The organism is Cupriavidus sp. WGlv3, assembly GCF_023952475.1.
Taxonomy (GTDB): domain Bacteria; phylum Pseudomonadota; class Gammaproteobacteria; order Burkholderiales; family Burkholderiaceae; genus Cupriavidus; species Cupriavidus phytorum.
In genome coordinates, this window is record NZ_JALHRX010000005.1 from 87060 (window position 1) to 101405 (window position 14346).

Here is a 14346-nt window from a genome sequence, read left to right on the forward strand (position 1 = left end):
GCAGTCCCGTGAAAAGTTGGAGTGGCCGGGCTCAGGCCGTACCGGAAAGACCGGGCGCGACCAGCTGCGCGCTGGTGCGGCCGAAACGGCGTTCGCGCTGGCGGTACGAGGCAAAGGCCTTGTCGAGTTCCGCGGCGTCGAAATCCGGCCAGTAGACGTCGGTGAAGTACAGCTCGGAATAGGCGAGCTGCCACAGCAGGAAATTGCTGATGCGCTGTTCGCCGCCGGTGCGGATGAACAGGTCCGGCTCCGGGGCGTAAGCCATGGCCAGGTGCGGCGCCAGCAGCGATTCGTCGATGGTTTCGGGATCAAGCATGGGCGAGCGCGCCAGCATCTTGCGCATGGCCTGCAGCAGGTCCCAGCGCCCGCCGTAGTTGGCGGCGATGGTGACGGTCAGGCCGGTATTGCCGGCGGTGCGCGCCTCGGCATCCTTGATCAGCCGCTGGATGCGCGGGCTGAAGCGGCCCAGGTCGCCCACCACCCGCAGCCGGATGTTGTTGGCGTGCATCTTCACCACTTCGCGCCGCAGCGACATCATGAACAGCCGCATCAGGAACGAGACCTCATCGGCCGGACGGCGCCAGTTCTCGGAACTGAACGCGAACAGCGTCAGGTACTGCACGCCCCGGGCGGCGCAGGCTTCCACCACCGCGCGCACAGCGTCGAGCCCGCGGCTGTGCCCCGCCACGCGCGGCAGGTGCCGCTGGGTCGCCCAGCGGCCGTTGCCGTCCATGATGATGGCAACATGCCTGGGCACGTAGGAAGTATCGGGTACGGCAAGCGTCGAGCTGATGTGCTGCATGGGCGTGAGACGGTCGCTGACAGACCCGGCAAGGCCGGGACGGGCGTCAGACCGTCATGATCTCCTTCTCTTTTTCGGCGACCATCTTGTCGATCTCGGCCACGTACTTGTCGGTCAGTTTCTGCACCTCGTCCTGGCCGCGGCGCTCGTCGTCCTCGGAAATGGTCTTGTCCTTGACCAGCTTCTTGAACTGCTCGTTGGCATCGCGGCGCAGGTTGCGCACCGCCACCTTGGCACCCTCGGCCTCGCCCTTCACGACCTTGGTCAGCTCCTTGCGGCGCTCTTCGGTCAGTGCCGGCATCGGCACACGGATCACTTCGCCCATGGTGGCCGGGTTCAGGCCCAGGTCGCAATCGCGGATGGCCTTCTCGACCGCGCCCACCATTTTCTTTTCCCACGGCTGCACCGTGATGGTACGGGCATCGGCCAGGCCGATCGCCGCCACCTGGCTGATGGGCACCATCGAGCCGTAGTAATCCACCTGAACGTGGTCGAGCAGGCCGATATGGGCACGGCCGGTGCGGATCTTAGCCAGATCGGCCTTGAAGGCTTCGATCGACTTCTGCATTTTCTGCTCGGCGCTCTTCTTTGTGTCGGCGACGCTCATTTTTACCTCCGGAAATCAGCCAACCAAGATCCCCTCTGGTGGGGATCGAAAATGAATCATTCTACTCTTTGCCCGGCTGGATACCAGCGCCGCGGCGCGGCATCCGTTACCGGACTCACAGATGCGGCTCAGCGATGAGCATCACACATGCACCAGCGTACCCTCATCCTCGCCCAGGATGACGCGCTTGAGCGCGCCCGGCTTCACGATCGAGAACACCTTGATCGGCAGCTTCTGGTCGCGGCACAGCGCGAAGGCGGTGGCGTCCATCACCTGCAGGTTGCGCGAAATGGCCTCGTCGAAGCTGATGGTGGTGTAGCGCGTGGCGCTCGGATCCTTCTTCGGGTCGGCGGTGTAGACGCCGTCGACCTTAGTCGCCTTCAGCACGATCTCGGCGCCGATCTCGGAGCCGCGCAGCGCGGCCGCAGTGTCGGTGGTGAAGAACGGGTTGCCGGTGCCGGCGGCGAAGATCACCACCTTGCCCTCTTCCAACTGGCGGATCGCACGCGGGCGGATATACGGCTCGACCACCTGGTCCATGCGCAGCGCCGACTGCACGCGGCCTTCGATATTGGCGTGGCGCATCGCGTCCTGCAGCGCCAGCGCGTTCATCATGGTCGCCAGCATGCCCATGTAATCGGCAGTGGCACGGTCCATGCCGGCAGCGCCGCCGGCGACGCCGCGGAAGATATTGCCGCCGCCGATCACCACCGCCACCTGCACGCCGAGCTTCACGATCTCGGCAATGTCGTTCACCATCGCCTCGATGGTGGAGCGGTTGATGCCGAAGGCATCGTCGCCCATCAGGGCTTCACCGGACAGTTTCAGAAGGACGCGCTTGTAGGCTGGCATGTTCACCCTCGGAAGGAGCAGTTCGCTCGGTTGAGACGGCTCGGTCGAGACGACTCGGTTGAGACACTGGGACGTATGTTTTGGCACCGGCGGCACGGATCATCGTGCCGCCGGCAGGAGAAAAGCCGGTTTTCGGGGTGCCCCGGCCGGAACCGGACCACCGCGGAAACAGACTGCTGCAGTGCCACGCCGGCTGCGCCGTGCTGCACTACTTATGCAGAGGGGCACCTCGCGGCGCCCCTGCGGCATTATAGGCGCCCGCGCCGGCCCTGACGGCCAGCCCGGTGCGCCCCGGACATCAGCCCTTCTGGGCTGCGGCCACCTGGGCGGCCACTTCAGCGGCGAAGTCGTCCTGCTTCTTCTCGATGCCTTCGCCCACCACGTACAGGGTGAAGCCCTTCACGGTCGTGTTGGCGGCCTTCAGCATCTGCTCGACGGTCTGCTTGTCGTTCTTCACGAACGGCTGGTTGAACAGCGAGACTTCCTTCAGGTATTTCTGCACCGAACCCTCGACCATCTTGGCGACGATCTCGGCCGGCTTGCCCGATTCGGCGGCCTTCTGCTCGGCGATGCTGCGCTCCTTGGCGATCAGGTCGGCGGGGACTTGTTCGGCCGACAGCGACACCGGCTTCATCGCGGCCACGTGCATGGCGACGTCCTTGGCGGCGGCTTCGTCGCCGTCGAACTCGACCATCACGCCGATGCGGGTGCCGTGCAGGTACGAGACCAGCTTGCCGCCGTTGGCATAGCGCACGAAGCGGCGGATCGTCATGTTCTCGCCGATCTTGCCGATCAGGGCAGCGCGGGTGGTTTCGACGCTGACGCCGTCGATTTCCAGCGCCGACAGCGCAGCCACGTCGGCCGGGTTCTGCTTGGCGATCAGTTCGGCCACCTTGGCCGAGAAGGCCAGGAAGTCGTCGTTCTTGGAGACGAAATCGGTCTCGCAGTTCAGTTCGACCAGCACGCCGGTGGTGCCGTCGATGAACGAAGCGACCACGCCTTCGGCGGTCACGCGCGAGGCGGCCTTGCTGGCCTTGTTGCCCAGCTTGACGCGCAGCAGCTCTTCGGCCTTGTTCAGGTCGCCGTCGGCCTCGGTCAGGGCCTTCTTGCACTCCATCATCGGCGCGTCGGTCTTCGCGCGCAGTTCTGCAACCATGCTTGCGGTAATTGCCGCCATTTGTCACTCCTTGAATGGTTCGCGCCGGCTGCCGGCAGTCGCCCGCGGCACCCGGTCGGTGGGTCTTCAGCGCACCCGCGGCAGATCTTGCCTGCGGCGGATGACAACAATTCAAATTCGAAAAAAGGGGGCGCCAGATGTGCCCCCTTTTTTTTTGCCCTGCTGCCGAAGTACCCCGGCTTGCGCCCTGCGCGCTGCCCGGCGTGCCGGGCGGCAAGCGATGCTTGCCTGTCGTATGTTGACGTGCGCGCTAACGGGTTCCTTTCAGCAGCGGGCCGGGAGGCTATCAGCCTTCCTGCACTTCGACGAATTCGTCGTCGCCGCGCGCGGCTTCAACGACTTCCTGCACGGCGTTGGCACGGCCTTCCAGGATGGCGTCGGCCACGCCGCGCACGTACAGGGCCACGGCCTTGCTCGAGTCGTCGTTGCCCGGGATCACGTAATCGATGCCTTCCGGCGAGTGGTTGGTATCGACCACGCCGATCACGGGGATGCCCAGCTTGTTGGCTTCGGTCACGGCAATCTTGTGGTAGCCGACGTCGACCACGAAGATCGCGTCAGGCACGCCGCCCATTTCCTTGATGCCGCCGATCGACTTTTCCAGCTTGATCATCTCGCGCTCGAACATCAGCGCTTCCTTCTTGCTCATGGTTTCCAGCGCGCCGGCTTCCTTGGCGGCTTCCATGTCCTTCAGGCGCTTGATCGAGGTCTTGACCGTCTTGAAGTTGGTCAGCATGCCGCCGAGCCAGCGGGCGTCGACGTAGGGCATGCCGGCACGGCCAGCTTCTTCAGCCAGGATTTCGCGCGACTGGCGCTTGGTGCCCACGAAAAGGATGGTGCCGCGATTGGCCGCCAGCTGACGCACGTACTTCATGGCGTCCTGGAACATCGGCAGCGTCTTTTCGAGGTTGATGATGTGGATCTTGTTGCGATGACCGAAGATGAAGGGGGCCATCTTCGGGTTCCAGAAGCGGGTCTGGTGGCCGAAGTGGCAACCGGCTTCCAGCATTTCGCGCATGGTCACGGACATGTAATTCTCCAAAGGGTTAGGTCTGAAGCCCGCCCCGACATTCCTGAAAAGGAACACCCCGGATAGGCGGGCCAGCGATTTCAAGCGGCAGGAAGGGCCCTGCCAAAAACCGAACCGGCCGGCGCAATTGCTGCGGCGCAACCAGGTCAGCCCGCTATTGTAGCAACAAAAGTGCCGCCCGCTCAAGCCGCCCCGACCTCTCCCACCACTGGTACCCGCTTGCAGGCGGCCCGGAACAGGCTGCGATCCGGCCTCGATGGTGCGATAATCCCACTTTGATTCATCGATTCCGGCGCGGCCCATGGCCCCGCCATCACATTTTCTGGCGACGCAGCATGAGCATTTACCTGAACACCGCCGAAGACATCGCCCACATGCGCGTGGCTTGCCGCCTTGCCTCCGAAGTCCTCGACTACATCACGCCCTTCGTGCAGCCCGGCGTCACCACCGGCGAACTGGACCGCCTGTGCCACGCCTATATGCGCGACGTGCAGGGCACCGTGCCGGCGCCGCTGAATTACGCGCCGCCGGGCTACCCGCCCTTCCCCGGCGCGATCTGCACCTCGGTCAACGACGTGATCTGCCACGGCATTCCCGGCGAGCGCGTGCTCAAGAGCGGCGACGCCGTCAATCTCGACATCACCGTCATCACCAAGGACGGCTACTACGGCGACACCAGCCGCATGTTCATCGCCGGCGAGGGCTCGATCCTGGCCAAGCGCCTGGCGCAGGTGACCTACGAGTGCATGTGGAAGGGCATCGCGCAAGTGCGCCATGGCGCGCGCCTGGGCGATATCGGCCACGCCATCCAGGTGCACGCCGAAGCCGCCGGCTACAGCGTGGTGCGCGAGTACTGTGGCCACGGCATCGGCAAGAACTTCCACGAAGACCCGCAGATCCTGCACTACGGCCGTCCCGGCACCGGCGCCGAGATCAAGGCCGGCATGATCTTCACGGTGGAGCCGATGATCAACGCCGGCAAGCGCGATATCCGCACCATGCCCGACCAGTGGACCGTGAAGACCCGCGACCGCAGCCTGTCGGCGCAGTGGGAGCACACGGTGCTGGTCACCGAGACCGGCTACGAGGTGCTGACGGTGTCCGCCGGCACCCCGGCGCCGCCGGCCTTCATTACCGATTCCGTGGCGGCCTGACGCCGCGCAGAAGCCAGGGCGCCTGACCGGGCGCCCTTCTTTTTCCAGCCGTGCCGACGAACCCCTCCGCCCTCTCCATGGACACCACGCCGGAACTGTTGCTGGCCGCGCGCGTGCGCGACCAGCTCAAAGCCGACAAGCAGGCGCTGTTTGCGGACTTCAACGCCAGCGCCAATGCCGCCACGCTGACCACGCGGCTGCGCCGCGCCGTCGACGCCGCGCTGGGCGAGGCCTGGCGCGGGCTGGAAATGCCGCAGGACGCGGCGCTGGTGGCGGTGGGCGGCTACGGCCGCGGCGAGCTGTTCCCGTACTCCGACGTCGACGTGCTGCTATTGCTGCCCGCCGAGCCCGACCGGGATACCGCAGGCAAGCTGGAGCGCTTTATCGGCCTGTGCTGGGACCTGGGACTCGAGATCGGCTCCGCCGTGCGCACGGTGGATGATTGCATCCGCGAGTCGCGCCAGGACGTCACCATCCAGACCTCGCTGCTCGAGGCGCGCCTGCTGACGGGCAACCGCAAGCTGTTCGAGGCGCTGCGCAGCCGCTACCAGGACGACCTCGACCCGGCGGCGTTCTTCCAGGCCAAGCTGCTGGAAATGCGCCAGCGCCACGCCAAGTACCAGGACACGCCCTACGCGCTCGAGCCCAACTGCAAGGAAAGCCCGGGCGGCCTGCGCGACCTGCAGGTGATCCTGTGGATGACCAAGGCCGCGGGCCTGGGCGACAGCTGGAAGGAATTGTTCGAGAAGGGCCTGCTGACGCAGCGCGAAGCGCAGGAGCTCGCCCGCAACGAGCGCCTGCTCAAGACCATCCGCGCGCGCCTGCACCTGGTCGCCGGGCGCCGCCAGGACGTGCTGGTGTTCGACCTGCAGACCGCGCTGGCCGAGGCCTTCGGCTACCGCCAGAACGCCCACAAGCGCGCCAGCGAGCAACTGATGCGGCGCTACTACTGGGCGGCCAAGGCGGTGACCCAGCTCAACAGCGTGCTGCTGCTCAATATCGAGGCGATGCTGTTCCCGAGCGAGTCGCAGGTGACGCGCGTGCTCAACGAGCGCTTCGTCGAGCGCCAGGGCATGCTCGAAATCACCAGCGACGACGTCTACGAGCGCGACCCGCACGCCATCCTCGAGACCTTCCTGCTGTACGAGCGCACCCCCGGCGTGAAGGGGCTGGCGCCGCGCACGCTGCGCGGGCTGTACAACGCGCGCACGGTGATGGACGCGCGCTGGCGCAACGATCCCGAGAACCGCCGGCTGTTCCTGGCCATCGTGCAGGAGCCGCAGGGCATCACCCATGCGCTGCGGCTGATGAACCAGACCAGCGTGCTGGGCCGCTACCTGATCAACTTCCGGCGCATCGTCGGACAGATGCAGCACGACCTGTTCCACGTCTACACCGTGGACCAGCACATCCTGATGGTGGTGCGCAACATGCGCCGCTTCGCCATCGTCGAGCACACCCACGAGTTCCCGTTCTGCAGCCAGCTGATGGCCAGTTTCGACAAGCCCTGGGTGCTGTGCGTGGCGGCGCTGTTCCACGACATCGCCAAGGGCCGCGGCGGCGATCATTCCCGGCTCGGCACCGTCGATGCGCGCCGCTTCTGCAGGCAGCACGGCATTGCGCGCGAGGACGCCGACCTGATCTGCTGGCTGGTCGAGCACCACCTGACCATGAGCCACGTCGCGCAGAAGCAGGACCTGACCGATCCGGAGGTGGTCCACGCCTTCGCCGAAGTGGTCGGCAGCGAACGCTACCTGACCGCGCTCTACCTGCTGACCGTGGCCGATATCCGCGGCACCAGCCCCAAGGTATGGAATGCGTGGAAGGGCAAGCTGCTGGAAGACCTGTACCACATCACCCTGCGCGTGCTGGGCGGCGCGCGGGTCGACTCGCATTCGCTGTGGTCGCAACGCAAGCAAGACACCATCTCGGAGCTGCGCCTGAAGGCGTTCGACCCGGCGCTGGGCAAGTCGCTGTGGGCGCAGCTGGACGTGGCCTTCTTCCTGCGCCACGATTCGCACGACATCGCCTGGCTGACGCGCCATCTCTACAACAAGGTCGACAGCCCCGTGCCGGTGGTCAAGGCGCGCGTGTCGCCGGCCGGCGAGGGCCTGCAGGTGGCGGTCTACATCAAGGACCAGCCCGACCTGTTCGCGCGCATCTGCGGCTATTTCGAGCGCAAGGCGTTTTCGATCCAGGACGCCAAGATTCACACCACGCGCCACGGTTACGCACTCGATACGTTCCAGGTCACCGACCCCGGCATGGCCGGCGATGGCGGCAATTACCGCGACATCATCGCGCTGGTCGAGCACGAGCTGTGCGAGCGGCTGCGCCTGCAGGGCGCGCTGCCCGAGCCCACGCAGGGGCGGCTGTCGCGCCAGTCACGCAGCTTCCCGATCAAGCCGCGTGTCGACCTGCGCCCGGACGAGCGCGGCCAGTATTACCTGCTGTCGCTGTCCGCCAACGACCGCACCGGCCTGCTGTACGCCATCGCCCGCGTACTGGCACGGCATCGCGTGTCCGTGCACACGGCACGCATCAACACCTTGGGCGAACGCGTCGAAGACGTGTTCCTGGTGGACGGCAGCCGCCTGGCCGCCGACAACCGATTGCAGATTCAGCTTGAACAGGACTTGCTCGCCGCCCTCGCCATCTGAGGCGGGCGGGCAGCATCAACATATGACCGACAGCAATTCGCCGAAGCGCAAGACGCTAGGCATCAAGGCCGCCAGCGATACCGGCACGCCCGCGCGCAAGGGCGGCACCCGCCCCGTGCGCGTGTCCGACCTGAACCGCAAGCGCGTGCAGTCCGTTTCCGAGGGCATCAAGCGCGCCCAGCAGCGCGCCGGCGGCAAGACCGGTGCCAGCGGGGGCCAGGGCGAAGCGCCGGCACAGCCGCGCAAGCCGCGCGCGCCCCGCCCCGCTGACGGCGAACGCCAGGCGCGTCCGCGCCGCCCGGATGCCGGCGAGGCACGCCCGCGCCGCTTCGGGGACGACGAAAGCCGATCGCGCCGCTATGGCGATGACCGCGGCGACGCGCGCCCGCGCCGTTTCGAAGGCAACGAATCGCGCCCGCCGCGTCGCTTCGGCGATGACGACAACCGCCCGCGCCGCTTCGAAGGCGGCGAGTCGCGTCCGCCGCGACGTTTCGGCGACGACGACAACCGTCCGCGCCGCACTGGCACCGACCGCGGCGAAGCGCGTCCGCGCCGCTTCGAAGGCGGCGAGTCGCGTCCGCCGCGACGCTTCGGCGACGACGACAACCGTCCGCGCCGCACTGGCGATGACCGCGGCGAAACGCGTCCGCGCCGATTCGAAGGTGGCGAGTCCCGTCCGCCGCGTCGCTATGGCGACGACGACAACCGTCCGCGCCGCACTGGCGATGACCGCGGCGAAGCGCGTCCGCGCCGCTTTGAAAGCAGCGAGTCGCGCCCGCCGCGCCGCTATGGCGACGACGACAACCGCCCGCGCCGCACTGGCGAAGACCGTGGCGAGGCACGCCCACGCCGTTTCGAAGGCGCTGACACCCGCCCGCGCCGCTTTGGCGACGACGAGAACCGTCCCCGCCGCTTCGAAGGCGCCGATTCGCGTCCGCGCCGCTTTGGCGATGACGACAGGCGCGCGCGTCCCGCACCGTCGGGCGAGCGCCGCCGCGAAGGCATGGCGCCGGCGCCCCGCTTCAGCGACGCGGCCGACCGTATCCGCACCGCCGGCCCGGCACGCGAGCACGCACCGGCCGCACGCCAGGAAAAGCCCGCTCCGGTCCGCGACGAGTCCACTCACGACGACGGCCTGGTACGCCTGTCCAAGCGCATGTCCGAACTCGGCCTGTGCTCGCGCCGCGAGGCCGACGAATGGATTCCGCGCGGCTGGGTGCTGGTTGACGGCAAGCCCGTGACCGAACTCGGCAGCCGCATCCGCCCCGACGCCGAGATCGAGATCCTGCAGGAAGCGCGCTCCGAGCAAGGCGAGCGCGTCACCGTGCTGCTGAACAAGCCGGTGGGCTACGTTTCCGGCCAGGCCGAGGACGGCTACGAGCCCGCCGCGACCCTGTTTGCCCCCGAGAACCAGTGGGAAGGCGACCCCACGCGCAAGCGCTTTGCGCCGTGGCAACGCAAGAACCTGGCGCCGGCCGGCCGCCTCGATATCGACTCCACCGGCCTGCTGGTGCTGACCCAGGACGGCCGCGTCGCACGCGCGCTGATCGGCGAGGATTCGACCGTCGAGAAGGAATACTTGGTGCGCGTGGTCTGGCACTCGACGCAAGGGCCGGTCGAGCGCAATATCAGCGCGGAATTCCCGGCCGATGACCTGGAACTGCTGCGCCACGGCCTGTCGCTGGACGGCGTGCCGCTCAAGCCGGCCAAGGTCAGCTGGCAGAACGAAGAGCAGCTGCGCTTCGTGCTGCGCGAGGGCCGCAAGCGCCAGATCCGCCGCATGTGCGAGCAGGTGGGGCTGCAGGTGGTGGGCCTCAAGCGCGTGCGCATGGGACGCGTGGTGCTGGGCGACCTGCCGCCGGGCAAGTGGCGGTTCCTGGGGCAGTTCGAGAAGTTCTGATGAAAAAAAGCGGCTGGGATGGCCGCTTTTTTTTAATCGTCGCTGTTCGCCGGCAAGTCCGGAAACAGAACCTCGGTAAACCCGAAGTTCGAAAAATCCTTGATCCGCATCGGATAAAGAATCCCCTGCAGATGGTCGCACTCATGCTGCACCACGCGCGCATGGAAGCCCTCGGCCACGCGTTCGATGTGGTTGCCCATCAGGTCGTAGCCGCTGTACTTCAGCCGCAGGTGGCGCGGCACCACGCCGCGCAGGCCCGGCACCGACAGGCAGCCTTCCCAGCCGTCCTCCATCTCGTCGGACTGCATTTCCAGCACCGGGTTGATCAGCACGGTCTTGGGCACGGTGGGCGCGTCCGGGTAGCGCGGATTGCGGTCGAAGCCGAAGATCACCACCTGCAGGTCCACGCCGATCTGCGGCGCGGCCAGGCCCGCGCCGTTGGCGTGGTCCATGGTGTCGAACATGTCTTCAATCAGTGTGCGCAGCTCCGGTGTGTTGAAGCGCTCCACCGGCCGCGCCACCTGCAGCAGGCGCGGATCGCCCATCTTGAGAATCTCGCGGATCATGGTTGTGTTCCCGGTTATTGCTCGGCCGGCGCGGCGCCGGCTTGCGCCAGCAGTGCCAGCATGCCGGCCTCGTCCAGCACCGGCACGCCCAGCGCTTCGGCCTTGTCCAGCTTGCTGCCAGCCTCGGCGCCAGCGACCACGTAGTCGGTCTTCTTAGAGACCGACCCCGCCACCTTGGCGCCGGCGGCTTCCAGCAGCTCCTTGGCGTCTTCGCGCGACAGCGTCGGCAGCGTGCCGGTCAGCACAAAGGTCTTGCCCGACAGCGGCGCCGGCGCCTTTGCCACCGGCTCGCTTTCCGGCCAGTGTACGCCGGCGGCGCGCAGTTGCTCGATGACCTCGACGTTGTGCGGCTCGGCCAGGAAGTTGGCGATCGACTGCGCCACCACCGGGCCGACATCGTTGACCTCGAGCAGCGCCGCTTCGTCGGCAGCCAACAGCGCATCCAGCTTGCCGAAGTGCCGGGCCAGGTCCTTGGCAGTGGCTTCGCCGACGTGGCGGATGCCGAGCGCGAAGATAAAGCGGTTCATGGTGGTCGCGCGCGACTTGTCGATCGCCGCCACCAGGTTGGCGGCGGACTTGTCCGCCATGCGCTCCAGCGCCGCCAGCTTGGCCACGCCGAGCTTGTACAGGTCGGCCGGCGTGCGCACGATGCCCTGGTCGACCAGTTGCTCGACCAGCCTGTCGCCCAGGCCTTCGATGTCCATGGCGCGCCGCTGCGCGAAATGCAGCAGCGACTGCTTGCGCTGCGCCGCGCAGATCAGGCCGCCGGTGCAGCGGGCAATGGCTTCGTCCTCGAGCTTCTCGATATGCGAGCCGCACACCGGGCAGGCGCTCGGCATCACGAAGGCGCGGGCGTCGGCCGGGCGCCGCTCGGTCACCACCGCGACGACTTCCGGGATCACGTCGCCGGCGCGGCGCACGATCACGGTGTCGCCGACATGCACGTCCTTGCGCCGGATCTCGTCCTCGTTGTGCAGCGTGGCGTTGGTCACGGTCACGCCGCCGACGAACACCGGCTTGAGCCGGGCCACCGGCGTGATCGCGCCGGTGCGGCCGACCTGCACCTCGATGTCCTCGACGATGGTGGTCATTTCCTGCGCCGGAAACTTGTGCGCCAGCGCAAAGCGCGGCGCGCGCGAAACAAAGCCCAGGCGCTCCTGCTCGGCCAGCGCGTTGACCTTGTAGACCACGCCGTCGATGTCGTAGGGCAGGTCGTCGCGGCGCTTGCCGATATCGCGGTAGAAATCGAGCAGCCCCTGCGCGCCCTTCACCACGGCACGGTCCTTGCACACCGGCAAACCCAGCGCGGCAAAGCCGTCGAGCATGGCGCCGTGGGTCGGCGGCCGCTCCACGCCCTGCAGCTCGCCCAGCCCGTAGGCGAAGAACGACAGCGGACGCCGTGCGGTGATGCGCGGATCAAGCTGGCGCAAGCTGCCGGCGGCGGCATTGCGCGGGTTGACGAAGGTCTTGTCGCCGGCCTCGGCCTGGCGTGCGTTGAGCTTGTCGAAGTCGCGGCGGAACATGAAGACCTCGCCGCGCACTTCCAGCACCGCGGGCGCCTGGCCGCGCAACTTGAGCGGGATCGCCTTGATGGTGCGCACGTTGACGGTGACGTCCTCGCCGGTCTCGCCATCGCCGCGCGTGGCGGCCAGCACCAGGCGGCCGTCTTCATAGCGCAGCGACATGGCCAGGCCGTCGAACTTCAGCTCGCAGGCGTATTCGACCGCGTCGGCGGCGCTGAACAGGTCGGCCTCGCCCGCCGGGGGCGCGCTGCGGCCAAGGCCCTGCGCGCAGCGGCGGTCGAAGTTGAGCACGTCTTCGTCGGCGAAGGCGTTGTTGAGCGACAGCATCGGCACGCGGTGCCGCACCGAGTCGAACGCCGCCAGCGGCTCGCCGCCCACGCGCTGGGTGGGCGAGTCCGGCGTCTGCAGCTCGGGATGCTCGAGCTCCAGCGCCATCAGTTCGCTGAACAGCGCGTCGTACTCCGCATCGGGAACGGTGGGCGCGTCCAGCACGTAATACTGGTAGTTGTGGCGGTCCAGCTCGTCGCGCAGCCAGGCCACGCGGCTGGCGGCGGCGTCGGCCGGCAAGGCGCCGGCGGGCGCGGAGGCATCTGCCTGCGCGCCGCGGTGTTTTGCGGTCATGGCAGGCTCCGGCTAGTTGCTGAACAGGCGCAGCGCCACCGGCGAACCCGCCGGCATGCCGCGCGCTTCCAGCTTCTGGTACAGCGCTTCGAGCTGGCTGAAGATGGCGACGAACGAGGCTTCGGTCAGCGGCCGCATATTGTCGTCGACCAGTTGCGCGCCCATGCGCTGGGCCAGCGTATGGCCGTACTCGCACACGGTCTTGAACGGCCTGGCGCCCTGGTCGGCCACCGGCACGTCGAGCAGCAGCGTGATCTGGCGGCCGGCCTTGACGGTGAGGTCGTCGCGCAGGAAGTTGGTGTCGCCGAACTGCAGCGTGAACAGCGGGCGCTGCACGCCCTCGGCATTGGCCTGGTAGCGGATAAAGCGGGTGCCATCGCGCGACAGCACCAGCCCGTCCTGCGTCGCCACGTTCTGCACATAGGCGGCCGACCACGGCGCGCCGTCGGAGATCACGTTGACGCCCAGCTGCACATCGCAAGCGGCGCCAAAGGCGTCGAGCTCTCGCGCGTTGGCGACGGTCTCGCCCATGTCCGGCAGGTCGGCCGAGGCGTCGAGCGACTCGGCCAGCGACTCCACCGCGGTGACGAATTCCGAGAACTCGAGTGCGTTGAGCGGGCCGCCGCGGTTGGCCAGCTGCACGCCGACCTGCAGGTCTTCGTACTGATGGCCGGCAGTGACGGGCTCCCACGCGTTGGCTTCGGCGCGCAGGCCTTCGATATGGACCGGCTTGGTGCCGGCGCGGCGCAGCCGGCCGGTCAGCGGCAGGATGCGGTCACCGGACGCCTTGCGTTCCAGGTGCAGCGGCACGATGCAGTCGATCAGCGGATCGACGACTGCGGGCGCGGGCTGGCCGTCCGGTACCGCAGCGACCGGGGCCGGTGCAGGCGCCGGCGCTGGCGCTGGCGTGGGTGCGGGAGCTGGCGTCGGCGCCGGTGCCACGGCGATAGCGGCATCCGCCTCATCCTGCGACGCGCGCGACGCCGCGGCCCCGACCGCGACTTCCTCGGCGACGGCTTCGTCGGCATCGGCGCTGCTGGCTGCCGCGGCCGCGGCCGCAGCGGCGTGGTTGTTGTCAGCCACGGCGGCGCCGGCGCTGCCCGGTGCCTGCGACAAGGTGGGCTCGCGCCGCGGCGGCTGCTCGGCGGCGGCTTCGTGCAGGCGCGCGGCGGTTTCCGGCGCGGTGCTCTGGCCGACCACCGGCTCGCGCATCGGCGGCAGGTCGTCTTCGGGCCGCAGCTCGCGCGGGCGGCGCGCCTTGCGGATCTGCCACTGGTTGTAGCCGAACACCAGCACCACGAAAACCAGGCCCGCGACGATCAGCGCGGTCTGCAGGTCCATATTGAGCTTCATGCTGCAATCTCCAAAGCGCCCGGGATGGTTACAGCACGGTAGTGTCGGTTGCGCGCAGCATTCGCGGACGTGCGCCTCCCCGCTGCGCGGGGCCCCTGCTT

The 14346-nt window shown here is 67.7% G+C and carries 11 protein-coding genes; 3 read left to right on the plus strand and 8 right to left on the minus strand.

The window, feature by feature from the left end; translation table 11 throughout:
* Positions 1–31: 31 nt before the first annotated feature.
* From uppS to rpsB, 5 genes are all read right to left on the minus strand, one after another.
* Positions 32–802, minus strand: coding sequence for an undecaprenyl pyrophosphate synthase (gene uppS, locus MKD38_RS11345; protein ID WP_092308646.1), 771 nt, complete (start codon positions 800–802; stop codon positions 32–34).
* 46 nt (positions 803–848) lie between these two features.
* Positions 849–1409, minus strand: coding sequence for a ribosome recycling factor (gene frr / locus MKD38_RS11350; RefSeq protein WP_252676859.1), 561 nt, complete (start codon positions 1407–1409; stop codon positions 849–851).
* Positions 1410–1550: 141 nt separating this feature from the next.
* Positions 1551–2261 (minus strand): UMP kinase, encoded by a 711-nt coding sequence (gene pyrH, locus MKD38_RS11355; protein WP_012352952.1) that lies wholly within the window; start codon positions 2259–2261, stop codon positions 1551–1553.
* A 298-nt stretch (positions 2262–2559) separates the two neighbouring features.
* Positions 2560–3438 carry a translation elongation factor Ts gene (gene tsf / locus MKD38_RS11360; protein WP_252676861.1) on the minus strand — a complete coding sequence of 293 codons (879 nt, stop codon included), beginning with the start codon at positions 3436–3438 and terminating at the stop codon, positions 2560–2562.
* Between the two features lie 286 nt (positions 3439–3724).
* Positions 3725–4468: a 30S ribosomal protein S2 gene (rpsB, locus tag MKD38_RS11365; protein WP_012352954.1), complete on the minus strand. Its 744-nt coding sequence runs from the start codon at positions 4466–4468 to the stop codon at positions 3725–3727.
* A gap of 335 nt (positions 4469–4803) precedes the next feature.
* On the opposite strand from rpsB, the gene map reads away from it, so the two are divergent.
* The 3 genes from map to MKD38_RS11380 all read left to right on the plus strand — a co-directional run bounded on the left by map (position 4804) and on the right by MKD38_RS11380 (position 10182).
* On the plus strand, positions 4804–5622 hold the full coding sequence (map, locus tag MKD38_RS11370) for a type I methionyl aminopeptidase (protein ID WP_116337113.1): 819 nt from the start codon (positions 4804–4806) through the stop codon (positions 5620–5622).
* Positions 5623–5699: 77 nt separating this feature from the next.
* Positions 5700–8282: a [protein-PII] uridylyltransferase gene (locus MKD38_RS11375; protein ID WP_252676863.1), complete on the plus strand. Its 2583-nt coding sequence runs from the start codon at positions 5700–5702 to the stop codon at positions 8280–8282.
* Between the two features lie 22 nt (positions 8283–8304).
* Entirely contained in the window at positions 8305–10182 is a 1878-nt protein-coding gene (locus MKD38_RS11380) for a pseudouridine synthase (protein WP_252676865.1), read from the plus strand.
* A 32-nt stretch (positions 10183–10214) separates the two neighbouring features.
* Here the strand turns inward: MKD38_RS11380 and def are convergent, their stop codons facing one another.
* Genes def through MKD38_RS11395 form a run of 3 tightly spaced genes read right to left on the minus strand, consistent with a single transcriptional unit; the run spans position 10215 to position 14245 of the window.
* Complete coding sequence (gene def, locus MKD38_RS11385; RefSeq protein ID WP_252676866.1) at positions 10215–10748, minus strand: peptide deformylase; 534 nt, start codon at positions 10746–10748, stop codon at positions 10215–10217.
* A gap of 14 nt (positions 10749–10762) precedes the next feature.
* Positions 10763–12892, minus strand: coding sequence for an NAD-dependent DNA ligase LigA (gene ligA / locus MKD38_RS11390; RefSeq protein ID WP_252676867.1), 2130 nt, complete (start codon positions 12890–12892; stop codon positions 10763–10765).
* Positions 12893–12904: 12 nt separating this feature from the next.
* Entirely contained in the window at positions 12905–14245 is a 1341-nt protein-coding gene (locus MKD38_RS11395; RefSeq protein WP_252676868.1) for a cell division protein ZipA C-terminal FtsZ-binding domain-containing protein, read from the minus strand.
* Positions 14246–14346: the final 101 nt, after the last annotated feature.